Here is a 23,030-nt window from a genome sequence, read left to right on the forward strand (position 1 = left end):
TAGCGAATGCGAAACACCACTTCCAGCCGTACCCGACTGCCGATCGCCGCCTTCGCCGGTCTGGTGTTTTCGGCGCTGATGTTTCTCGGCCTGTTTGGCCTGATCAATCGTCATGGCGGCGGCATCGACAAGGCCGACACCTTACCGACGATCGACTTCGTGCGCCTGAAACGCGATACCGAACTGCAGACGCTGGAACGGCGCAAACCGCCACCCCCGCCGCCGCCGCCGAAGACCCCGCCGCCGCCGAAATTGAAAGTCGCGACCGATACGCCACAGGAGCAGCAGACGCCGTTCGCGATGCCGAATCTGGGGCTGTCCGCCAGCGTCGGTGGCGGTCCGTTCCTGGGCGCGATGGGCTCGGGCGGTGGTGCCCCGGCCGGCGGTCTGTTCGACGGCGACATCATTCCGATGCAGCGCATCCAGCCGACCTATCCACGCCAGGCTGCGCGCGACGGCATTGAGGGCTACGTCAAGATCCAGTTCACGGTGAATGCCGACGGCACCGTTCGCGAGGCCAAGGTGCTCGAGTCCAAGCCGCGCGGCGTATTCGACGCGGCGGCGATCTCATCCGCGCTGCGGTGGAAGTTCAAGCCGAAAGTGGTCGATGGCAAGCCGGTCGATCAGCGCGGCGTCCAGACGATCAATTTCAAGTTGGGCGAAGAGTGATGCGCAGTTCCCAAGCACTGACTCGGACCCTGGCCCAGGCCCTTGTTGCGCTCGCGCTGTCGGGCTACGCAGTGGCCAGCCTGGCCCAAGGCACGCCGGCCGCCTGCGCCAATCCGCGTAAGGCTGACGGCACGATGTCCGAGCCCTACTATCGCGGCGTCGAGCAGGCGATGGACTTGATGTCCAAGTCCAGGAACCAGGAGGCCATCGACAAGCTGAGCAAGATGGTCGATGGCGGCGGCAGCGAGTACGAGAAGTCGATCGTCTACTACAACCTCGGCTTTGCCTACAGCTCCAAAAATGACTACACCAACGCGGCGAAGAATTTCGAAAAATCGCTGGCATTGAACGCGATGCCGCAGCAGCAGTACGACCAACTGCTGTTCAACCTTGGCCAGCTTTACGTTGCGGACAAACAGTACGATAACGGCATTCGGACGCTTGAACGTTACATCGCCGAGTCCTGCACGCCGGTGCCACCCGACGCCAACATTTTCCTGGCTCAGGCTTATCTGGAACAGAAGCGATTCAAAGATGCACTGCCGCAGGTCGATCAGGCGATCGCGAAGTCCAAAACCGTCAAGGAAAGCTGGCTGCAGCTGAAGCTCGCGATCAATTACGAGCTCAAGAACTATCGCGCCTGCGCCGACGTGCTGCTGAAGCTGATTTCGATCACGCCGGCCAAGTCGGACTACTGGAAGCAGTTGTCCGGCATGTTCATGGAACTCAAGGATGACGCCGGCGCCGTGGCTACGCTGGCACTCGCCGATCGCCAGGGCTTCCTGACCACTCCGAACGAGATACGGAATCTGTACAACATCTACATGTCGGTAGACTTGCCTTATAAAGCCGGCACTTTCCTGCAGGACGCAATCGACAAGAATCGTGTTCCGGGTGACGAGAAAAACCTGAATTCGGTCGCCGATGCCTGGATCAACGCGCGCGAATCCGCCAGGGCCGAATCCGTGCTGAAAAAGCTGGCCGCGCAATCCGAAAAGGGCGAGTACTACTTCAAGCTCGGTGCGATGTACGGCGACGACGAACGTTGGAAAGAATCAAAGGAGATGCTCGAAAAGGCTATCTCCAAGGGCAATCTCGGCACCAAGGCAGGCGAGGCCTATTTGCGTCTCGGCGTCGCCAACTATGGCCTGAAGGATTACAGAAGCGCCGAAACTGCGGTTAACAAGGCGATGAGTTACGACAACGTCCGCGGTCAGGCCGGCCAGTGGCTGCGCCAGATCCGCTCCGATCAGGGTTTGGCGGCCGGCGCCCCAGCGGGCTGAGCAGGCTGGTCTTAAAATCCGCTTTGCCAAGATCGCCCGGCCCTTCGCCGGGCGATCTGCTTTCCGGGGACGCAGGATGAACAGTCGCGCGGTGCAATTGCTGCTGGCTTTCGCAGCGGTCTATCTGGTCTGGGGCTCCACGTATCTGGCGATCCGTATCGTCGTCGAACATCTGCCGCCAGCGCTGTCGGCCGGAATTCGCTTCGACGTCGCCGGCACGTTGATGCTGATCTATGCGCTGGCGCGCGGTGGCAAGCTGCCGAAGACGCGTGCGGAGTGGAACAGCGTCGTCCTGACCGGTATCGCGCTGCTGGTCGCAGGCAACGGTCTGGTGACCTGGTCGGAAAAATGGGTAGAGTCAAACCAGGCGGCGTTGATCGTCGCGACGTCCGCGTTGTGGATGGCCGGTTTCGGCACCATCGGCGCCAAGGGTGAGCGTCTCAGTCCGCTGACCCTGTGTGGCCTGTTCGCCGGTTTCGCCGGCGTCGCGCTGCTGGTCGGTGGCGGCATTCAGGCGCAGGGAGCGCCGCTGCCGGCGTATCTGGCGCTGCTCGCGGCGCCGTTTTTCTGGGCGTTGGGCTCGGTCTATGCGAAGCGCCATCCGGTCGCGCTGACCGGCGCGATGTCGGCTGCGCTGCAGATGCTCACCGCCGGCATCGTGCTGACCGTGATCGGCCTGGCCGCCGGCGAAGCCAGCCAGCTCAGCTGGCAGCCGCGCGGCTGGCTGGCGCTGGCCTACCTGATCGTGTTCGGCTCCTGCGTCGCCTACGGCGCGTTCTTTTACCTGGTGCACGAAGTCTCGCCGGCGGTACTCGGCACTTACGCCTATGTGAATCCGGCGATCGCGGTGCTGCTTGGTTGGTGGATACTCGACGAGCACCTCGGGCAGACGCAGATCATCGGCACAGCGGTCATCCTGCTCGGCGTGTTGCTGGTGAGCTTGGGTAGCGCGCGGAAGAAGGCGTGACAGCGGCGCGCGGCCTGTTGCTGTCACTGTTGCTGACGAGCTTCACGGCGAACGCCGCCGAGGTCGTGCTGCGCCGTGGCAATGGCCCCGACGTAGAGACGCTGGATCCGCACAAGGTGCGTAGCGTTTCCGCCGGCAATGTGGTGCGCGATCTTTACGAAGGCCTGGTCAGCGAAGCACCCGACGGCGCGCTGATTCCCGGCGTCGCCGAAAGCTGGCAGATCGCCGACGACGGCCGCGTCTACACCTTCAGCTTGCGCGACAACGCGCGCTGGTCCAACGGCGAGCCCGTGACCGCGCAGGATTTCGTCGCCGGACTGCGGCGCAGCGTCGATCCGCAGACCGCGTCGCCGTCGGCGCAATTGCTGTCGCCGATCGAAAACGCCAGCGCGGTGATGACCGGCCGCGCGGCGCCGAGCGCGCTCGCGGTGCAGGCGCTGGATGCGCACACTCTGCAGATCAGGCTGCAGGCACCGACACCGTATTTTCTCGCGCTGCTGGTGAATCCGGCCGCGTATCCGGTGCATATGCCGCTGCCCGCGGCGGGCGAGCCGCTGATTTCCAACGGCGCGTACCGGCTACAAAACCATGTGCTGCAGTCGCGGGTCGAGCTTCAGCGCAATCGCCACTACTGGAACGATGCGCAGACGCGCATCGACCGCGTGCAGCACCTCGTCACCGAAGACATGGGTTCCGAGTTTCAGCGCTTTCGCGCCGGTGAACTCGACATCACCGAACAGGTGCCGGCGACGCAGATCGCGGCGATGTCGCCGGCGCTGCGCCGGCAACTGCGCATCGCCGACTATCTTGGCATCTACTACTACGGCTTCAACCTCAGCCAGCCGCCGTTCGACAGGCCCGAACTGCGCCGCGCGCTGAGCCTGGCGGTCGATCGCGAGGTCATCGTGCGCAAGCTGCTCGGCAGCGGCGAGCGCGCGGCCTATAGCTGGCTGCCGCCGCGTGTCGCCGGCGCTGCCAGCCTGCAGCCGCCGTGGGCAGCCTGGACGCGTGCGCAGCGCATCAATGAGGCGCAGCGTCTGTACGCGCAGGCCGGCTACTCCGCACAGCATCCGCTGCGTACCGAGATCCTCTACAACACCAACGACGTTCACCAGAAGATCGCGGTGGTGATCGCGGCGATGTGGAAGCAGTTTCTCGGCGTCGAAACCACGCTGCGCAACGAGGAGACCAAGGTGTTTCTGCAAAGCCGGCGCGAGCGCAAACGCGTGCAGCTGTTCCGCGGCTCCTGGGTCAGCGATTACGACGACGCCAGCAGCTTTCTCGATCTGCTGGCCGGCGACAATCCGCGCAACGACACCGGCTACGTCAGCACTCGCTACGACGCCGCGCTGCTGTCGGCGACCCGGCTCGACGGCGATGCACGTCGCGCCGCGTTGATGCAGGCTCAGCAGCAATTGCTGGACGATGCACCGGTGATCCCGATCTATTTCTACGTAACCAAGCACCTCGTTTCCCGGCGCGTTACAGGCTGGCAGGACAACGCGCTGGATCGTCACTACTCGCGTGATCTGGCCTTGGTGCCGTGAGATGACAGCAGAACAAATGAATCTCCCTCCCCCGCAGGCGGGGGAAGGAGACCAGCCGATGAGCCCGCGTCTGTTGCGCCGCCTGCTCGAACTGCTGCCGACCCTGCTGCTGCTGGTCACGATCACGTTTCTGATGCTGCATGCCGCGCCGGGCGGCCCTTTCGATGCCGAGCGCGCGTTGCCCGAAGCGACGCGCGTGCAACTCGAGGCGCGCTATCACCTCGATCAACCGCTGTGGCGTCAGTACCTGATTTATCTCGGCGATCTCGCGCGCGGCGATCTCGGGCCTTCGTATCAGTATCCCGATCGCAGCGTCGCCGAACTGATCGCCTCCGGCCTGCCGGTATCGGCGCTGCTCGGCAGCCTGGCGATGAGCCTGGCGCTGATCGCCGGCATGAGCCTGGGTATCGTCGCGGCGATGAAGCCGCATCGGCTGCAGGATCGCGCGGTGATGGCCTTCGCGGTGGCCGGCCTGTCGGTTCCGAATTTCGTGCTCGCGCCGCTACTGATTCTGCTGATGGCAGTGGGCTTGCACTGGCTGCCGGCCGGTGGCTGGAGCGGCGAGCCGCGGCAACTGCTGCTGCCGGTGATCGCGCTGGCTTTGCCGCAGATCGCGACGATCGCGCGGCTGACGCGGGCCGCGATGCTCGAGGTCATGCAGACGCCGTGGATCCGCACTGCGCGTGCCAAGGGCTTGAGCGAAAGCCGCATCGTGCTGCGCCATGCGCTGCGGCCGGTATTGCTGCCGGTGATTTCGTATCTCGGCCCGGCGGCGGCCGGCACGCTGACCGGCTCGGTGGTGATCGAGCAGATCTTCGGCCTGCCCGGCGTCGGCCGCCACTTCGTGCTCGGCGCGATGAATCGTGACTACGGCCTGGTGCTCGGCGTGGTGCTGATCTACGGCACGCTGATCGTGCTGTTCAACTTCATCGTCGATCTTCTCTATGCGCGGCTCGATCCGCGTCAGCGCGAATGAGCGCGTCTCGTGCGCCGATGCGGCGTTGTTCGTCGTCGCCATAGCGCTGCTATGACTCCTCCTCACGCCTTGCCTCGGCGCACGATCCATCGCTCATGCTGAACTCATCGCCAAGCATCGACGCGCCAAAGTCCAAGCGCTGGGCCATGTTCGCTGTTGGTCTGCTGATCGCAGTCGCCCTGCTGTGCATCGTCGGCCCGTGGCTGGCGCCCTGGGATTTCGACAGCATCGACTTCGACGGCGTCTGGTCCGCGCCGCCGTCGGCGCAGCACTGGTTCGGCACCGATTCTCTGGGCCGCGATCTGTATGTGCGCACCCTGGTCGGCGGGCGCATCTCATTGGCGGTCGGTGTGGTCGGCACCCTGGTGTCGCTGCTGATCGGCGTCGCCTACGGGGCCGTCGCCGGTTACGTTGGCGGCCGCATCGACAGCCTGATGATGCGCGCGGTCGACATCCTCTACGCGCTGCCGTTCCTGTTCCTGGTGATCCTGCTGATGCTGTTGTTCGGCCGCCATCTGCTGCTGGTCTTCATCGCGATCGGCGCGATCAACTGGCTGGACATGGCGCGCATCGTCCGCGGTGAAACGCTGGCATTGAAGCAGCGCGATTTCGTCGCGGCTGCGATCGTCTCCGGCAACGATTCGCGCCAGATCATCACGCGGCACATCGTGCCCAACCTGCTGGGCGTGGTCGTCGTCTACGCGACGCTGACGGTACCGCAGGTGATTCTGATGGAAGCCTTCCTGAGCTTCCTCGGCCTCGGCGTGCAGGCGCCGGCGACCAGCTGGGGCGCGCTGGTCAGCGAAGGCGCGCGCGACATGGAGGTGGCGCCGGCCGCGCTGATTTTCCCGGCGACGTTCCTGGCCGCGACCCTGCTCGCGCTGAACCTGCTCGGCGACGCGCTGCGCGATGCGCTCGATCCGCGGCGGCGGCGATGAACGCGATGCCGTTCCACGGTTGTCATTCCCGCGCAGGCGGGAATCCAGTTCCTGCAGGTTCGAGCGCGGCGTCGCTGGATTCCCGCCTACGCGGGAATGACCGATGAGCGACGGCGCGCCCTTGCTGTCGGTCGAGAACCTGCGCGTGCAGCATCGCAGCGCGCGCGGCGAAGTCTGCGTCGTCGACGGTGTCGGCTTCGATATCGCGGCCGGCGGCACGCTCGGCATCGTCGGTGAATCGGGCTCGGGCAAGTCGCAGACCGCGCTGGCGCTGCTCGGCCTCAGCGGCGCCAGCGCGAGCGTCAGCGGGCGCCTGATGTTCGACGGCGAAGATCTGTTGCAGCTGTCGGCGGCGCGTCGACGTGCATTGCGCGGCGCCCGCATCGCGATGGTGTTTCAGGATCCGATGGCCAGCCTGAATCCGTATTTGCGCATCGGCGTGCAGCTCGCCGAGGTGTTGCAGACGCATCGCGGCGCGTCGCGCGCCGCGGCCTGGGCCGAGGCCGCGCGCACGCTGGACGCGGTGCGCGTGTCGGCGGCGGCCCAGCGGCTGCAGCAGTATCCGCACGAGCTGTCCGGCGGCATGCGCCAGCGCGTGATGATCGCGATGGCGATCATCGCCGGCCCGCAGCTGCTGATCGCCGACGAGCCGACCACGGCGCTGGACCCGACCGTGCAGGCGCAGGTGCTGGGCCTGCTCGACGAGCTGCGCCGCGAGCGCGGCCTGGCGATCCTGCTGATCACGCACGACCTCGGCGTGATGGCGCGGCTGTGCGAGCGCACGCTGGTGATGTATGCCGGCCGCGTGGTCGAGGCCGGCGCCACGCGCGAGCTGCTGCAGCGGCCGCGGCATCCGTACACCGCGGCGCTGCTGCGCGCGAGGCCGACGATGCAGCATCCGGCCGGCCTGCCGCTGGACGCGCTGCCGGGCCAGCCGCCGGATCCTCGCCAAGCCATCGCCGGCTGCCGCTTCGCGCCGCGCTGCCCGCAGCGACGCGCCGATTGCAGCGAGTCGCCACCGCCGTGGCAGCACGGCGCGGCATGCCGGTATCCCGTCGCGCCGGGTTAAACCCCTCTCCCAACGGGAGAGGGGCAGGGGTGAGGGCGTCTCCGGCACATCACACTTCGTTGCGCCTCGAAGGCCCTCACCCGGCGCTGCGCCCACCCTCTCCCGGAGGGAGAGGACAAGACATCGAGAAATCGTGATAACCGCCGATTATCCCGACGTCCGCTGCCGCGTATCGTCCCCGACGCGTCGTTCGGTTTTAGCCCTGCCACTCTGCGCGCACACCGACCCAAGGGGAGCGTCATGTTTCAGGTCATTCGGAATCACCTGCTGCAAATCCTGCTGGCGCTGGGCTTTTTGTGCCTGTCTTCGAACGCGTCGGCGTTCGTCGTCATCAAGGGCGTCAGCAGTTTCAAGGTCACCACCACCTACCAGGGCGTCGCCCGTTCGACGCTGTATTTCAAGCCCAGCAGCGGCACCACGACCAAGGTGCCGCTGCTGGTGGTGCTGCACTACAACGGCGGCACGCCCGAGGCGATGTCGACGCTGACCGAAGTGCAGGAGCTGGTGCGCGACTACGGCATCTGGGTCGCGGTGCCGCCGGTCGCCGACGGCAGCTGGCATGACGATCCCACCGACACCAGCACCACCGACGACGTCGGCTTCCTGACCACGCTGATCGACAACTCGGTCGCCGCGTATCCGGTCGACGCCAAGCGCGTCTACATGACCGGCTTCTCCGACGGCGCGATGATGACGCTGCGCTATGCCTGCGACCGCCCGGACAAGATCGCCGCCGCCGCCGCGGTCTCCGGCACGATGCTCAAGACCCTGGTTTCGGTCTGCACCAGCCCGAGCTTCGCGACGCCCATGGCGCTGCTCAACGGCACCGCCGACGCCATCACCAAGTACAGCCCGACGCCCTACGGCATCTCGCTGACGCTGCCGGATTCGGCCAAGCACTGGGCCAAGATCAACGGCTGCGGCGCCGCGCCGGTGGTCAGCAACCTGGCCGATCTGTCGACCACCGACGGCACCACGGTGACGCTGACCAGCTATCTCGGCTGCGCCACCGGCGACTCGGTGAGCCTGTACACGATCAACAACGGCGGCCACACCTGGCCGGGCTCGCCCTACAACCTGAGCTACCAGGGCAAGACCACGTTCGACATCGACGGCACGCTGACCATCTGGAACTTCGTCAAGCGCTTCAGCCGCTGAACGCGGCGGCGGCGGGCCACCCGCTGCGCAGGCGCGCCCGGTAAACTGTCGCCCGCCAGAACAGGCGAGAACCGGGCGCATCGACGCCGGCACCAGGAGTTGAGCATGCGGAACCAGGACATAGCAGCGCGCGCGACGGCGATCGGCTACCGGTTGCGGCTCGCCGCCGCGCTGGCCCTGGGTATGGCCTGCGGCGTGGTCCAGGCCGCGCCGCAGGACGATCTGAGCTTCATCCTGCACAACCGCACCGGTGTCGACATCAAGGCGCTGTACGCCGCGCCGAACCAGTCGGCCGATTGGCAGGACGAGTTGCTGCAGGGCGAGAAGCTGCTGGACGGCGACGACGCCGACATCACCATCCCGCGTGGCGCTTCGGTCGAAAAATGGGATCTGAAGCTGATGGATCGCCAGGGCGCCAGCCTGGTCTGGCCGGGGATCGACTTCAGCAAGAGCAGCGACATCACGCTGCGCCTGAATCTGGGCAAGCCCTACGTCGAGTTGGGCGACGACAACTAGCGATCGAACTGGCGATCGGCAGGGCGGGCCGCTCCCGCCCTGCTTCCGCCGTTACTTGCTGCGCTTGAGCAAGGGTTTCAGGAACTGCCCGGTATACGAGCGCGCGACTTTGGCCACGTCTTCCGGCGTGCCGGTGGCGATGATCTCGCCGCCGCCGCTGCCGCCTTCGGGGCCGAGGTCGATGATCCAGTCGGCGCGTTTGATCACGTCGAGGTTGTGCTCGATGATCACGATCGTGTTGCCGTGTTCGCGCAGACGCTCCAGCACTTTCAGCAGCTGCGCGACGTCGTGGAAGTGCAGGCCGGTGGTCGGCTCGTCGAGGATGTAGAGCGTCTGGCCGGTGTCGCGACGGCTCAGCTCTTTTGCCAGCTTGATGCGCTGCGCCTCGCCGCCCGAGAGCGTCGTCGCGTTCTGGCCGAGCTTGATGTAGCTCAGGCCCACGTCCATCAAGGTCTCGAGTTTCTTCGCCAGGTTCGGCACGGCCTTGAAGAAGGCCAGGCCGTCTTCGATGGTCATGTCGAGCACTTCGTCGACGCTCTTGCCCTTGTACTTCACTTCCAGCGTTTCGCGGTTGTAGCGGCGGCCGCGGCAGGTGTCGCAGGTCACGTAGACATCCGGCAGAAAGTGCATCTCCACCTTGATCAGGCCGTCGCCTTCGCAGGTTTCGCAGCGGCCGCCCTTGACGTTGAAGCTGAAGCGTCCGGCCTCGTAACCGCGCGCACGCGACTCCGGCACGCTGGCGAACAGCTCGCGGATCGGCGTGAACAAACCGGTGTAGGTCGCCGGGTTGCTGCGCGGCGTGCGGCCGATCGGCGACTGGTCGATGTCGATGACCTTGTCCAGATGCTCCAGGCCCTCGATCTCGTCGCATTCGGCGTGACGCGTGCCGGCGTTGTTCAGCGCACGCGCGGCGAAGCCGAGCAGCGTGTCGTTGATCAGCGTGGATTTGCCGGAGCCCGACACGCCGGTGACGCAGGTGATCAGGCCGATCGGAATTTCCGCGGTCACGTCCTTCAGGTTGTTGCCGCGCGCGCCGCTCATCACGATCTTCTTTTTCGGATCGGCCTTGCGCCGCTGCTTCGGCACCTCGATGCCGTCGGCGCCGGACAGGTAACGGCCGGTCACCGATTTGGGATTCGCGATGACCTGCTTCGGCGTGCCTTCGGCGACGATGCGGCCGCCGTGCACACCGGCGCCGGGGCCGATGTCGACGACGTAGTCGGCCTGGCGGATGGCGTCCTCGTCGTGCTCGACGACGATCACGGTGTTGCCCAGGTCACGCAGCCGGAACAGGGTTTTCAGCAGTCGCTCGTTGTCACGCTGGTGCAGGCCGATGCTGGGCTCGTCGAGCACGTACATCACGCCGACCAGGCCGGCGCCGATCTGCGACGCAAGGCGAATGCGCTGCGCTTCACCGCCCGACAACGTCTCTGCAGAACGAGCCAGCGTGAGGTAATCGAGGCCGACGTTGTTGAGGAAGCCGAGACGCGCCGAAATCTCCTTCAGGATCTTGTCGGCGATCTCGCCCTTGTGGCCGGGCAGCTTCATTTTCAGGAAAAAAGCTTCGGCTTCGCGGATCGACAGCGAGGTGATCTGCGGCAGCCGCGTGTCGGCAACGTAGACGTTGCGCGCGGCGCGATTCAGGCGATCGCCACCGCAATCCGGGCAACTTTTGTTCGACAGATATTTGGCGAGTTCTTCGCGCACCGCGACGCTTTCGGTTTCCTTGTAGCGCCGCTCGAGATTCGGCAGGATGCCCTCGAACTTGTGCGTGCGCGTGACGATGCGGCCGCGCTCGTCGGGATACTGGAACGGCAGCTTTTCATCGCCGCTGCCATTCAAGATCAGCTCCTGCACTTTCTTGGTCAGCTTGTTCCAGGGCTTGTCGGTATCGAAGCCGTAGTGCTTGGCCAGCGACGAGATGAAGTGCCAGTAGTACGCGTTTTTTTTGTCCCAGGAGCGGATCGCGCCGGCGGCCAGCGACAGCTCCGGGTGATGCACGACGCGGTCCGGGTCGAACACCTGCATCGTGCCCAGGCCGTCGCAGGTCGGGCAGGCGCCGTGCGGTGCGTTGAACGAAAACAGCCGCGGTTCGAGTTCTTCCAGCGAGTAGCCGCAATGCGGGCAGGACATGCGCGCGGAGAAGGTGTGCCCGTTGTTGCCCTCTCCCTCCGGGAGAGGCTGCCCCGAAGGGGCGGGTGAGGGTCCATGAGGCACGACCAAGGCCAGACCTTCAGACAGCTTCAGGCCGGTCTCGAAGGACTCGCTGAGACGCTGCTTGAGACCTTGATCTGTGGCGGCGTCGCCAGCGACGCCGCGGGCTCGGATCTTGAAGCGATCGACGACGATCTCGATGTCGTGCTTGAGCTTGCGGTTGAGCTTGGGCACTTCGTCCAGCTCGTACACGCGACCGTCGACACGCGCACGCACGAAGCCCTGCGCGCGCATCTGCTCGAACCATTCCGCATGCTCGCCCTTGCGGCCGCGCACCACCGGCGCCAGCAGCATCCACGCGGAATTCTCCGGCAGCGCCAGCACGTGATCGACCATCTGCGCCACCGACTGCGCCTCGAGCACCACGCCGTGATCCGGGCAGCGCGCGGTGCCGACGCGCGCGAACAGCAGACGCAGGTAGTCGTAGATCTCGGTGACCGTGCCGACCGTCGAACGCGGGTTGTGCGAGGTCGACTTCTGCTCGATCGAAATCGCCGGCGACAGGCCTTCGATGGTGTCGACGTCGGGCTTCTGCATCATCGACAGAAACTGCCGCGCATAAGCCGACAGCGACTCGACATAGCGGCGCTGGCCTTCGGCGTAGAGCGTGTCGAATGCCAGCGAGGACTTGCCCGAGCCCGAAAGCCCGGTGATGACGATGAGCTTGTCGCGCGGCAGATCCAGCGACACGTTCTTCAGGTTATGCGTCCGTGCACCGCGGATGCGGATGGAGTCCATGGGGTTCCGGTCGGGCCTACAGGGGGAGCCGGCGAAGGCAAGCCCCTACTATAGGCAGGGAGCATGCCGCGGCTCAAAAGCGGATGGTGGCCCAGGACTATCGGGCCGGGACGACGGGAATCAAGGCGCATCGTGGTGCGCCCGCTGCGCGCTGTTGGTCGGCTGTTCGACACCGCACGGCTCCGCGGCGCCGCATCGGCCTTGACGCGCGGTCCACGGGCGGCGTACCAAGGGCGAACCGTCGACAGGGAGAAATGCCATGGAAGGTCAGTACCATCAGCCGCTGCAGCGGACTGCAGGTTTCGAGCTGTCTGCCGCGCTATTGTCCCTGACGTGCCTGGCGCTATCCGCCTGTGGCGGCGGCGGAGGTGGCGGTGACAGCGGCTCGCCCGACGACGGCTCGGTACCGCTGTCCAGCGAAGCCGATGTGCTGCGCGAGGTCTCGCTGCTGAGTTCGGCCGTCGGCGCGCTCGACACGCTGTCCGGTGCCATCGACGGTTCGTCGGCTTTTGCTGCAGCCTCGGCCAGCCCGCGCGCGCTGGCGACCCAGGCGATGTCGGCTGCTGCCGCCACCAGCGATTCGCCCTGCACCGACGGTGGCACCGACACCCAGTCCAGCGGCACCAAGACGCGCAGCTTCGCCTACTTCGGCAACCTGAGCGGATCGGTTGCCTATCAGCTCCATGCATTCGCGGCCTGCAAGCGCACCCGCACCGACGACAGCAGCGGCGTCAGCTATCAGGCGACGCTCGATGGCGCGGCCGAAGTCGGCAGCACGCTGCAGGCGATCGAGGGCGCCGACTACCGTTACCTGATCGCCGGCAGCGGCGGCACGCCCTTGCAGGCAACCGTCACCACCGGCTCGGCCGGCGCGCAGGTCGTGCTCAAGGCGACCGGTACCGAGGAATCCCAAAGCACCGACAGCCTGCGAACCGTCGGCAGCATCATCTCGCTGGACTACACCGTGTCCGCACTGGGCCTGACCAGCAGCGGCGAAGTCGACCTGGGCTCGGGTTCCACGCCGTTCTACGTCGCCACCAGCAAGACCTCGTCCGCCTACAGCCTCGACGGGCCTTACGCCTATCACACCAGCAAGTGCGACGGCGGCAGCGCCACCGCCGACACCACCGCGACTCTGACCACCGCCAGCGACGACGCCGGCAGCTATATCAACGGCGGCACGCTCAAGCTCAGCACCAGCAGCGCAGCTGTCACGGTGGTGTTCAACAACGACGGCAGCGCCAGCTACCAGTTCCAGGGCGGCTCCAACGGTACGCTGACACGCGCGGAGCTCGACCAGGCCAAGGCCGACGGCGGCTGCGGCTTCTGAGACGCCTGCAGGGCGGCGATGCGGTTTCGCCGACCGCATCGCTATTCGCGCCGGTGCCGAGCCTCTTACAATAGGGTTCATCGCATCAGGGGACTCCCATGGCTCGTGGTATCAACAAGGTCATTCTCATCGGCAACCTGGGCAAAGATCCCGAAGCCAAATCCTTCGCCAACGGCGGCAGCGTCACCAACATCACCTTGGCGACCTCCGACTCCTGGCGAGACAAGGAAGGCAACCAGCAGGAACGCACCGAGTGGCACAACGTGGTGTTCCACAACAAGCTCGGCGAAATCGTTGCGCAGTACTGCCGCAAGGGCGCCAAGATCTACGTCGAAGGCGCGATCCGCACGCGCAAGTATCAGGACAAGACCAGCGGCCAGGATCGCTACATCACCGAGATCCACGCCAACGAAATGCAGATGCTCGACGGCAAGACCGGCGGCGGTGGCGGCAGCGCCGAATTCGGCGGCAGCTCCGAGCGCTCCAGCGGCGGTGGCGGTGGTTACGGCGGCAGCGGCCGCTCTTCCGCGGCCCCGGAACGCGGCGCCCCGCGCAGCGCGCCGGCCCCGGCCCAGGACGCCGGCTTCGAGGATGACGATATCCCGTTTTAGGGCCTACCACCCTTTTATCTGTTGCTTTTTTGTATTTATATTATTTATTTACAGATAGTTATAGAAAAAGTCAGTGGTGCGTTTGTAGCTAGACTATCTGCTACTTATTAGCTACCTCTGACCTTCCCCCGATTTTCCGGACACATCCGATAAAAGAAGCGGAATGCGTGAAGGCGCGGATTCGCAAAATTGGGGGACATTTTGCCGCCGACACAGGCGCCGAGGCTTCGCTGGCGCAGGCCCAGCGTCTACACTGAAAGCCGTTTTCGAGGAAATCACCGTGCCCACTCCCAGCGCCGCTGCCACCCTCAAGCAGAAAGCTCATGAACTGATCGATCATCTGCCCGAGAATGCGACCTGGCGCGATGTCGCTTACCAGGCGGCCGTGCGCGCAGAAGCCGACGAAGGCTTGGCCGACATCAAGGCCGGGCGCGTCGTCGACGGCGACGAGGTGCTGCGCTGGATCGACAGCTGGGGCACCGACCACGAGCTTGAAGCGCCGCAGCTTCCACGGTGAGGCTGCGCTTTACCTATCGCGCGGCGACCGACCTGCAACGGCTCCGCGCTTTCATCGCCAATGACAATCCGCCGGCGGCGCGCCGCCAGATCGACGCGCTTTTGTGAAGCGAACCAACAAGCCGGCGGTCAACACCGCCACTCGGAGGTTTCCTGTGCACGCAATAAAAAAATAGCCCAGTCCCGCGGACGACTGAGCACGCGACTCTTTCTATTCCCGCCCGCAGTATGCTGAGGGGGAGAGGAATTGGCTGAATCTTTGTAAGCGCCCCGCCATCCCGTCTGACGCCTGCCTCGTCCTTTGCAGCCAGCCTTACTCTTGCAGACCCTGCCTGCACTCACAGGCCCGTAAGAAACTCGGCCACACATGCTTCGGCATAAGAGCCTGCCTAGTTTCCAAAAAAATATGGGCCAAATGATTGGCCGGTGAACACCGTCTTCTGATGGGTGCCGATTGTTACGACGGGAAACTGCCCGTTGGCTGGCGAAGGAAGGCTCGGTGTATCGGCGCCGATGACGGTGGTCTGCGTTGTCGAATAGAGCGCTGGTGTTGAGGTCACGTTGACCGTGACCACCGATGGCACAGTGCCATAGTTCCCAGCGGAGGCCTTCATCGCTCCCATGGTCAAATAATAGCTGGAAGTAGAGAGGTTCCTTGTTAGCGTTAAAGCTGACGAAGGCATAAACGCGTATTTTCTTTGCGTAGGTGTTGTCGTAAACCCGTTAATAAGCATCGTGAGGTCGGTTTCAGAACCGCTGACCACGTTGCCAGTGGTTTGATCAAGCCTAATCAAGCAGTTTCCGTGGTCGAGTGCGCCATAGACACAAGTCGGCGGATCGCCACTGCCAGCTTGAAAGAAGGGATATACCCAAAGGCCGCCACGCGGATCCAACGCACCGCCCGCCTGAAAGGTGCTTCCGCGATAGCTGTGCACCCAAACTGCTGAGGCAATCACGGTCGGCGTGGTGCCTGCGGTCGTGTCAAAGATTTTATAAAAGCAACCGGCGTAGTCCGACGCGGTGGCGACCGATGCGCTGCAATCCGGGGTCGCTGGCGGAACATAATGAGTCTGACCATCGAAGTAGATGCCGTTACCAGTAACGCCTCCAATTTGCTCACCTACGACCAGCACAGGACTCGCGCCACCAGGTCCTGTAAAGCTATATATGGCAGTCAGATTGGAAATCCCGCCGCTCGCAGGGTCAATATCGGCAGAGAAAATTTTTGCGTCTCGATCTTGGTTCAATCCACATGCGGGACAGATGATTGACGCCGCGATATACACGCGATTGTGAACGAGATCCACCGTCGGCGTATTCAGCGTTTCATAGTAATTCGAGCCAACTTTCAACCGCTTGAAAGCCTTTAGATCAAGTGAGGTAACGGTTGTTCCGGACTGCACGACCTTGTAGGTCGAGATTCCGCAATCTGGTGCAGTCGTTGGCGAGGAGCCGATCGGACACTTTTCAGCTATGAAAACAATTTTGGATCCTACGAGGACGGGGCTGACCGGGGTGCCATCGTCATTAACGGGCGTAGTGTCGGTGGTCTTTTTTCTGGTGGTAATCCATGTCGTGTTGTTGCCCGGCGGACGGTATCCAACTCGTTTAGCATCGGCTGCGATTACCCCGCCATCGGACAAGACGATTGGGGCAGAGCCGAATGCGGAGGGAACAAAGATGTTATTGCTGTCGCCGTATTGCGTGTAAGTACTGGCATCGAACACGCGCACTTAAGTATCTTCATCGCCAGTAGCGGTCGCGTAAGAACAGGCGACGATTGTGTCGTTGCTTGAGCACCCCAGGCCAACACTACTGCCGCCGTTGTTGAACGGTTTGTCGAGAACCAAGGTATTGCCGCCTGCCGGCGGCGTGGTGCCGGCGTTGTTAGATAGTGTTGCCGTGCAGTGAGCTTGCGGGCATAAGCCGGCAGTGGGTGTGACCCCCGGTCCTTCGATGACCTGAGCAAGGCAAGTTTCAGGCGTACCGACCAATGCTAGCAAGATTGTCGCGAGCGAAAGCGTATATAGCGAAGTCTTCCCCATCATATCCCCCACCTTTTTAAATGAAACAACGAGCCATCGCGTACCTCCCTCCCGAGGCGGCACACGAGATCTTTACTGCGCTCCGATCAGGAATGAGGCGTACACCTTGGTGACGGTCTGATCATCCACACTCGGATCAAATTCCAGAAGCGTTGTCCCCTTTTCAGTCGAGGCGACACTTTGAAAAAAGGCGTTGGTAACTTCGGGCGTTACGGTTTCGCTCTCGCCCCATTGCATGCCATCGAATACGCTATACGAGAGTCCGAGGTAGCCCACGTCGCTATCGGGCGCAACCATATAGGTTCCAACCGCTTTTCCACTACCGATCCACGCGATACGGGTGCGGGTTGTGAGGCCCCTTGCCCAACTGGCAGGTATGTCGGTCGACCATCCGGTATTGGGGATAAATTTAAAGACGACAAAATCGGTGGTGGCAGTGCCATCGCTCTGAGAAGTCCCGCCCGTGGTGCACCCAGCCACCCGGCCGTCGGCATCGACCTCGATGCTGGAGAAGTCGGTCGTCATGTTGAGATGTTGTTTGGACAAGCGGGAGGCATCTTTCCAGACGCCGCCAACGCGCCGATTGGCGTAAACGCCCAAAGCTTGGACAGGTACGTTTCCGCCATCGCTCCAAATAACGGTGGCCGTCCCGCTGTTGTCGACGACCGCTTTGACCTGATCGAGATAGTTTTCGGTAGAGCTGCTGCCATCGCCAGCGATGCCAAGCGAGCCTGGTAGGTATTCAGCAGGGCCAAACTTCAAGGTACTACGATCGAAGCTACTGCCGTAGTAAGCGCGCTGTACGAGTTTGGGTTTGCTCTGCACGCGTGCGAGATAGACGAGGTTTAAATACTTGCCATTGTCGCTGCGCGACAAGGCGATGTAGTTGGTCTGCTCTCCCGCAAAGTTAGTGGGCAACGGCGCTTGCTGGTACGGTTGCCATGCATGGGCTTCAATTGAATAGACCAGCGTGATCGCGCCTAATGAAGCGTTTTCAGCCGCGATCACCGCGTTGCCTGATTTATCAGACGCGACGTCATAGTTAAGGAATGCGTTCGGCGTGTAGGGCTCGGTATAGATTGCCTCGGGTTTGCTCCAGCCCATATCCGGTTCATAACGAACGGCGTTGATCGACCAACCGGTGTCTTCTGAAGCCGTAATGAGCGCAATCGTGACGTTCCCAAGCACGTCAACTTCGAGATGCGCCGTCGACCAAACCAGAGGAAGGGTCTTTATGCTTTTCCAAACCCCTTTTTTTGCAACATACTGCATGACGCGCGCTTTGCCGGCGGCGCCATCTTGTATCAGCGTCCAAGCGTTGCCTTTGGAATCGAATACGGGCGGACTATAGGATCCTGAAGGTGTGTCATAAACAGGATTGGGCATTGTCCATACGTAGGCAGGCTCACGCTCAGTAAATTGGAGAGCGCCGTCCGCCGTCGATGGCATTAATCTGCCGGTCGATGAGATGCGGATGTCGCCGTTGATCGAAAAATCACCGCCTGGCAGGCTTTCGACTTGTAGCGGCTGGGATAGATCAATGTAGCGATGCCAAAGCGGGATACCGCTGGAATTCACCGCAAGCACGCCGTCGTCCTCCGGAATCAAATGCACTGCGGGATTGGCAGCTGCCGCATTGATTGCCCACGGTAAAAAAAGTGTCGCCATACCGGCGACGAACGCGCCTTTTAACATTGAGGCTTCCCCGTCATAGTTTTCGATCGGCTTACTGATGGCCGCGCAAATCGCAACGACACGGCCCTACGAACTTGACCTTACGAAAAAGGCCAGCAGCAACGATGCCACAACGGCCGGAGCATTCCTTAAAAGTGCGGGGCACATCTCGTTGGTCCGGGGCACGGCTGGCGGGACCAATTACATATGGACGCCCAGTGATGAACTGGATCACTCTCCTTCCCGGGCAACATATCCTTGATCCGGTCCCATTGATCGTTACGCAGAACACGTCGCCCCATTTCCTAACTCGTTCAATGAGTTGGGAGCAGAGTCTGAATTTGATTGTTAATAGAGCCTATGTCGTCGCCACCGCCAAGCGGATTTGCGGGCGGCCTAGTGGCGCCCGCAAAGGGACGGCGGAGGATCCGTGTAGGCGCGCTCCGATCATCTGTCGTGCGCCCGGACGGCGCCTCTCGAATCAAGGTCGCAGCATGGCGCGGCGCGCGCCAAAACATTGCGATATGTCCCGCTGGCACACCGATAGCGGTTACACATTTACGAAATATGTATGTAAAAAAATTGGCTGAAAAGATGCAGCCAGACCGTCAACTAACCCACCCAGATACTTTCGCCAACCGATTGTGTGCACTACCGTTCTGAGTCTGACTAAACGCTAAAACTGTTGGTAAAAAGCCCGCACTTTTCCCCCTGGAAGTCGGGCTCTTTTCTTGCCCCAACGTTATGCGCGGCCGGCCGGCTTCGACTACTGCGTGCAGACTGGCAGCCGCTACCCGTTCTGAGCGGCGCGCCCGCATCCGGGGCTGGACGCGGAGCTGTTCCGGCGACGTAGCCGCCATTTTGTGAGCGTGGCCGCCGCCGGCCATCCTTTCGGGTAGGGCCGTGCGCCAGTGGCGGGTCGACACTGGGTAACCCGGTCCCGCCGAGCTGCCCATGACCCACACCCGCCGCTGGTACTTCAACCGGCGTCCTGCCAAGGACATCGAGGCCGACACCCTTCTGCTGCGGGAGGAGGCCTTGCCGCCAGCCGGGGCCGGGCAGTTGCTGCTGCGCACGATCTACCTGTCGATGGACGCGACCAACCGGCTCTGGCTGGGCGATTGGGATCTGTACATGGAGCCGGTGCGGCCCGGCGAGGCGATGAAGGGCTTTGCACTGTGCGAGGTCATCGAGTCGCATAACGCCGCATTTCCGGCCGGCTCGCTGGTCGCCGGGCTGGTGCCCTGGTCGGACTATTCGCTCAGCGACGGCAGCGGCCTGTCGCTGGTACCGCGCATTGCGGGCCTGAAACTCGCCGAGGCTTTCGGCGTACTGGCGATCGCCGGCCCCACCGCGCTGGTCGGGCTGATGGAAATCGGCCGGCCCAAGGCCGGCGACACCGTGGTGGTGACCGCGGCGGCCGGCGCGGTCGGCATGCTGGTCGGCCAGATCGCCAGGATTCACGGCTGCCGGACCATCGGCATCGCCGGTGGCCCGGACAAGTGCCGCATGCTGACCGAGTCGTTCGGCTATGACCACGCCATCGACTACAAGCGCGACGACGTCGTCGCGCGGCTGCGCGAACTCGCACCGGACGGCGTCGACGTGCATTTCGAAAACGTCGGCGGCGACATGCTCGACGCCGGCCTGACGGTGATGAAAAATTTCGGCGCCGTGGTCATCTGCGGCCTGATCTCCACCTACAACTCCGCCGCCGGTGATCGCATCCCGGGCCCGTACATGTTCCGCAACCTGATCATGCGGCGGCTGCGTGTCGAGGGCTTCGTGATCCTCGACTATCTCGATCGCTATCCGCAGTATCAGGCGCAGCTCGCCGGCTGGATGCTCGAAGGCCGGCTCAACTACCGGCTCGACATCACCGAGGGCTTGGAGAACGCGGTGGATGCGCTGAAGATGCTGTACACCGGCGCCAACAACGGCAAGGTGCTGGTGAGGATCGGCCCGGAATCCTGAGCGCGCTGCGGCGCAGTCGGCATCCCGGCGTGAACACGACGTCAACGGGGGATCGGCGCTGAGCACCATCGCAGCAGCGACGCCGCGCCGGCGAGCGGCGCGCAAGACAGCCGCGGCCGCGCCAGCCGTCGAGGCGGCGGCCGGCGCGATCCTGCGCCATCGGCTGCTGGAAAAACTGTCGCTGTCGCCGCCGCCGCGGCTGATCGTCGTGCAGGGTCCGGCGGGCTTCGGCAAGACCTCGTTGCTGCGCCAGCACTGCCAGCGGCGCATCGCCTGCGGCGACAGTGTCGCCTGGGTGCGCATGGACTCCTCGTCCGGCGACGCCGCCTATTTCCTGCGGCTGCTGTGCGATGCGGTCGAGCGCCTGCCCGGCGAGCCGCGGCGCGCGGAGCCGCGCATCGAAGGCCCCGGCACCCTGCGCGACGTGCTGCATGCGATCACGCGCATCGGCCGGCGGCTGGTACTGGTGGTCGACAACTTCGAGAGCGCCGCGAGCGCGCATTTCGACGCGATGTTCGCGCAGCTGCTGCGCAGCCTGCCGGAGTCGGTGCAGCTCTGCGTCGGCACGCGCGTGCTGCCGACCGCGCGCCTGGCGCGGCTGCAGATCCGCGAAGGCACGGTCGTCATCAGCAACGAGGAGCTGTGCTTCCGGCCAGCCGAATCCTTCGAGTTCTTTCGCGAGTTCGGCAGCTTGAATGCCGCCGATATCACCGCGATCCACGAACTCACCGACGGCTGGCCGGCGGCGCTGCAGGCGTATCGGCTGTGCCTGAAGCGCGGCGGCCGCTTCCGCAGCGAGGCCGCGGTCGGCAAGGGCATCACCCGCGAGCTGATGGATTTTCTGGCCGCCGAAATCTTCGACCATCTCGCGCCGGAACTCGGCAGCCTGCTGCTGGAGCTGGCGGTGCCGGAGAAGCTCAGCCCGGCGCTGGTGGAGCACATCACCGGCATGCCGCAGGGTGCCGAGCGCCTCGCCGAGATCGAGCGCGCCGGCCTGTTCCTGGCGCAGATGGATCTGGGCGGTACCTGGTTCCGTTTTCACAATCTGTTCCGCCAGTTCCTGCTGGCACGCGCGGCGCAGCAGTTTCCGGCCGGCGATCTGCAACGCCGCCATCGCGTGATCGCGCAGTGGTATGCGGCGCAGGATTTCCGCGAGGAAGTGATTCATCACTGGCTCGAAGCCGGCGACGAGCAGCGCGCCGCCGCGCGGCTGGCGCAATTCGTCGACGAGCTGCTGGCGCAGGAGCGCCTCGGCCTGATCGAGCGCTATGCCGACCGCCTCGCGATCGACGCGATGCTGCCGCACGACAACCTGGTACATGCGGCGATCATTGCGTATGGCTTCCGCCGTGCATTCGACAAGGCCGATCAGCTGCTCGCGTGCCACGCGGCGCAGCTGCAGCGCGACGACAGCGATCGCGCCAGGGTCGGTGCGCACAAGGTGTCGCGGCTGTTCGTGCTGGCCGCGCAGGACCGCATCGATGAGCTCGGCGCCGCGGCCGCGGATGCGGCGGATCATCTGCTCGACCGCAACGGCTGGCGCTACGGCATCACGCTCAACGCGCGCGCGATATTCGAAGTCGGTCGCGGCGATTTCGACGAAGCGCGCCGGCTGATGCAATGCGCGCGGCCGCTGCACGATCGCGATCAGCATGCCTTCGGCCAGGCCTATCAGGACGCGATCACCAGCATGGCGCTGACCTCGCAGGGCCGTGTCGACGACGCGGTGCGCGGTCTTGCGGCGGCGCTGCGGCGCACCGAGGAGCGCGCTTCCGGCATGGTCTCGGCGGGCGCGGTGGTCGCCGCTTACCTGGCCAGCGGCCTGTACGAGCAGGGCCATCTGGAAGACGCGACGCGCCTGGTCAACGAGTACGGCCAGCTGGTCGAGCAGCAGGCGATCGTCGACGCGGTGGCGACGATGACATTGACGCAAGCGCGCATCGCTCACCTGGCCGGGCGGCGCGGCGATGCCGAAGAAGGCATCGAGCGCGTGCTGTTCGTCGGCTACCGCCATTCGCTGCCGCGGCTGGTGGTGTATGCGCATGCCGAGCTGGCGCGGCAGGCGACGCTGGACGGCAATCTGGACCAGGCCGAGCGCTGGCTGCGCGAGTTGCCGGCCGAGTGCCGCGAGCAGCCGCGCGACGGCCTGCTGATGTTCCATGCCGGCGAAACCGAGGCCTGCACCATCGGCTATGCGCGCTGGCTGATCGCCGCCGGCCGCCATGCCGAGGCGCGGCTGCTGCTGGCCGGTGAGATACGCCGTGCGGCTACCGCGCGCCGCCGTCATCGCGAAATGAAACTGCAGTTGCTGATGGCGCTGGCCTGCCAGGCTGCCGGCAGGTCGAATCTCGCCGGGCGCACGCTGCTGGAGGCGCTGGAGATCGGCGCCGCGGGTGGATTCGTGCGCTCGTTTCTCGACGAGGGCGCGCCGGCGCTCGCGCTGATCAAGCAGTTGCACGCGCACCGCGCCGCCTTGCCCAAAGGGCTCAAGCCCGATGCGGTGTTGTGCCACGTCGGCCATCTGCTCGACGTCGCCGGAGGTGCCTCGGCCGGAGGCGTCGCCGCGGCGGTGGATGCCGCCGGGCTGATCGCCAGCCTGACCGAGCGCGAACGCCGGCTGATGCGCTTCGTCGCCGAAGGCCTGTCGAACAAGGATCTGGCCGATCGGCTGTCGGTGTCGACCAATACCGTCAAATGGCATCTGCGCAATATTTTCCAGAAGCTGCAGATCGCCAATCGCGTACAGGCGATCGCGCTGATGCGCAGCCAGGGCCTCTCCGACTAGCTTTCGTATCGATACCCGCT

18 protein-coding genes are annotated in these 23,030 nt (G+C 64.1%); 15 read left to right on the forward strand and 3 right to left on the reverse strand.

The features are described 5' to 3' along the window. The first annotated feature begins 6 nt into the window (after positions 1-6). The 9 genes from ACQZF9_RS22525 (at position 7) to ACQZF9_RS22565 (ending at position 9,123) form a co-directional block, all read left to right on the forward strand. Positions 7-669, forward strand: a complete 663-nt coding sequence (locus tag ACQZF9_RS22525) for an energy transducer TonB (protein ID WP_428311193.1) — start codon at positions 7-9, stop codon at positions 667-669. After that, entirely contained in the window at positions 582-1,952 is a 1,371-nt protein-coding gene (locus ACQZF9_RS22530; RefSeq protein WP_428311194.1) for a tetratricopeptide repeat protein, read from the forward strand. Before ACQZF9_RS22525 ends, ACQZF9_RS22530 begins: the two co-directional genes overlap by 88 nt. 76 nt (positions 1,953-2,028) lie before the next feature. Further along, a complete protein-coding gene (locus ACQZF9_RS22535; protein WP_428311195.1) occupies positions 2,029-2,919 on the forward strand; it encodes an EamA family transporter in 891 nt (296 codons plus the stop codon). Next, positions 2,916-4,466: a peptide ABC transporter substrate-binding protein gene (locus ACQZF9_RS22540; protein WP_428311196.1), complete on the forward strand. Its 1,551-nt coding sequence runs from the start codon at positions 2,916-2,918 to the stop codon at positions 4,464-4,466. Before ACQZF9_RS22535 ends, ACQZF9_RS22540 begins: the two co-directional genes overlap by 4 nt. A 58-nt stretch (positions 4,467-4,524) precedes the next feature. Then, positions 4,525-5,442, forward strand: a complete 918-nt coding sequence (oppB, locus tag ACQZF9_RS22545) for an oligopeptide ABC transporter permease OppB (RefSeq protein ID WP_428311197.1) — start codon at positions 4,525-4,527, stop codon at positions 5,440-5,442. 146 nt (positions 5,443-5,588) lie between these two features. After that, entirely contained in the window at positions 5,589-6,380 is a 792-nt protein-coding gene (locus ACQZF9_RS22550) for an ABC transporter permease (protein WP_428311198.1), read from the forward strand. A 103-nt stretch (positions 6,381-6,483) separates the two neighbouring features. After that, positions 6,484-7,449: an ABC transporter ATP-binding protein gene (locus ACQZF9_RS22555; RefSeq protein WP_428311199.1), complete on the forward strand. Its 966-nt coding sequence runs from the start codon at positions 6,484-6,486 to the stop codon at positions 7,447-7,449. Positions 7,450-7,689: 240 nt separating this feature from the next. Beyond that, complete coding sequence (locus ACQZF9_RS22560) at positions 7,690-8,607, forward strand: alpha/beta hydrolase family esterase (RefSeq protein WP_428311200.1); 918 nt, start codon at positions 7,690-7,692, stop codon at positions 8,605-8,607. A gap of 105 nt (positions 8,608-8,712) precedes the next feature. Continuing rightward, entirely contained in the window at positions 8,713-9,123 is a 411-nt protein-coding gene (locus ACQZF9_RS22565) for a hypothetical protein (RefSeq protein ID WP_428311201.1), read from the forward strand. A 51-nt stretch (positions 9,124-9,174) separates the two neighbouring features. On the opposite strand, the gene uvrA is transcribed toward ACQZF9_RS22565, so the two are convergent. Then, positions 9,175-12,075, reverse strand: a complete 2,901-nt coding sequence (gene uvrA / locus ACQZF9_RS22570) for an excinuclease ABC subunit UvrA (protein ID WP_428311202.1) — start codon at positions 12,073-12,075, stop codon at positions 9,175-9,177. A 259-nt stretch (positions 12,076-12,334) separates the two neighbouring features. Between uvrA and ACQZF9_RS22575 the strand changes: the two genes are divergently transcribed. The 4 genes from ACQZF9_RS22575 to ACQZF9_RS22590 all read left to right on the forward strand — a co-directional run bounded on the left by ACQZF9_RS22575 (position 12,335) and on the right by ACQZF9_RS22590 (position 14,640). After that, positions 12,335-13,405, forward strand: a complete 1,071-nt coding sequence (locus tag ACQZF9_RS22575; protein WP_428311203.1) for a hypothetical protein — start codon at positions 12,335-12,337, stop codon at positions 13,403-13,405. Between the two features lie 98 nt (positions 13,406-13,503). Then, complete coding sequence (gene ssb, locus ACQZF9_RS22580) at positions 13,504-14,016, forward strand: single-stranded DNA-binding protein (protein ID WP_428311204.1); 513 nt, start codon at positions 13,504-13,506, stop codon at positions 14,014-14,016. Between the two features lie 280 nt (positions 14,017-14,296). Further along, positions 14,297-14,533 carry a hypothetical protein gene (locus ACQZF9_RS22585; RefSeq protein ID WP_428311205.1) on the forward strand — a complete coding sequence of 79 codons (237 nt, stop codon included), beginning with the start codon at positions 14,297-14,299 and terminating at the stop codon, positions 14,531-14,533. Beyond that, complete coding sequence (locus tag ACQZF9_RS22590; RefSeq protein WP_428311206.1) at positions 14,530-14,640, forward strand: type II toxin-antitoxin system RelE/ParE family toxin; 111 nt, start codon at positions 14,530-14,532, stop codon at positions 14,638-14,640. The genes ACQZF9_RS22585 and ACQZF9_RS22590 overlap by 4 nt, the downstream gene beginning before the upstream one ends. A 281-nt stretch (positions 14,641-14,921) precedes the next feature. On the opposite strand, the gene ACQZF9_RS22595 is transcribed toward ACQZF9_RS22590, so the two are convergent. Both ACQZF9_RS22595 and ACQZF9_RS22600 read right to left on the reverse strand, forming a co-directional pair. Beyond that, positions 14,922-16,265 (reverse strand): hypothetical protein, encoded by a 1,344-nt coding sequence (locus ACQZF9_RS22595; RefSeq protein ID WP_428311207.1) that lies wholly within the window; start codon positions 16,263-16,265, stop codon positions 14,922-14,924. Positions 16,266-16,649: 384 nt separating this feature from the next. Next, entirely contained in the window at positions 16,650-18,272 is a 1,623-nt protein-coding gene (locus ACQZF9_RS22600; protein WP_428311208.1) for a hypothetical protein, read from the reverse strand. 933 nt (positions 18,273-19,205) lie between these two features. Between ACQZF9_RS22600 and ACQZF9_RS22605 the strand changes: the two genes are divergently transcribed. Beyond that, positions 19,206-20,225 (forward strand): NADP-dependent oxidoreductase, encoded by a 1,020-nt coding sequence (locus ACQZF9_RS22605; protein ID WP_428311209.1) that lies wholly within the window; start codon positions 19,206-19,208, stop codon positions 20,223-20,225. A 208-nt stretch (positions 20,226-20,433) separates the two neighbouring features. Further along, positions 20,434-23,010 (forward strand): LuxR C-terminal-related transcriptional regulator, encoded by a 2,577-nt coding sequence (locus tag ACQZF9_RS22610; RefSeq protein WP_428311210.1) that lies wholly within the window; start codon positions 20,434-20,436, stop codon positions 23,008-23,010. Positions 23,011-23,030: the final 20 nt, after the last annotated feature.

It is taken from the genome of Hydrocarboniphaga sp. (genome assembly GCF_965279055.1).
GTDB lineage: Bacteria > Pseudomonadota > Gammaproteobacteria > Nevskiales > Nevskiaceae > Hydrocarboniphaga.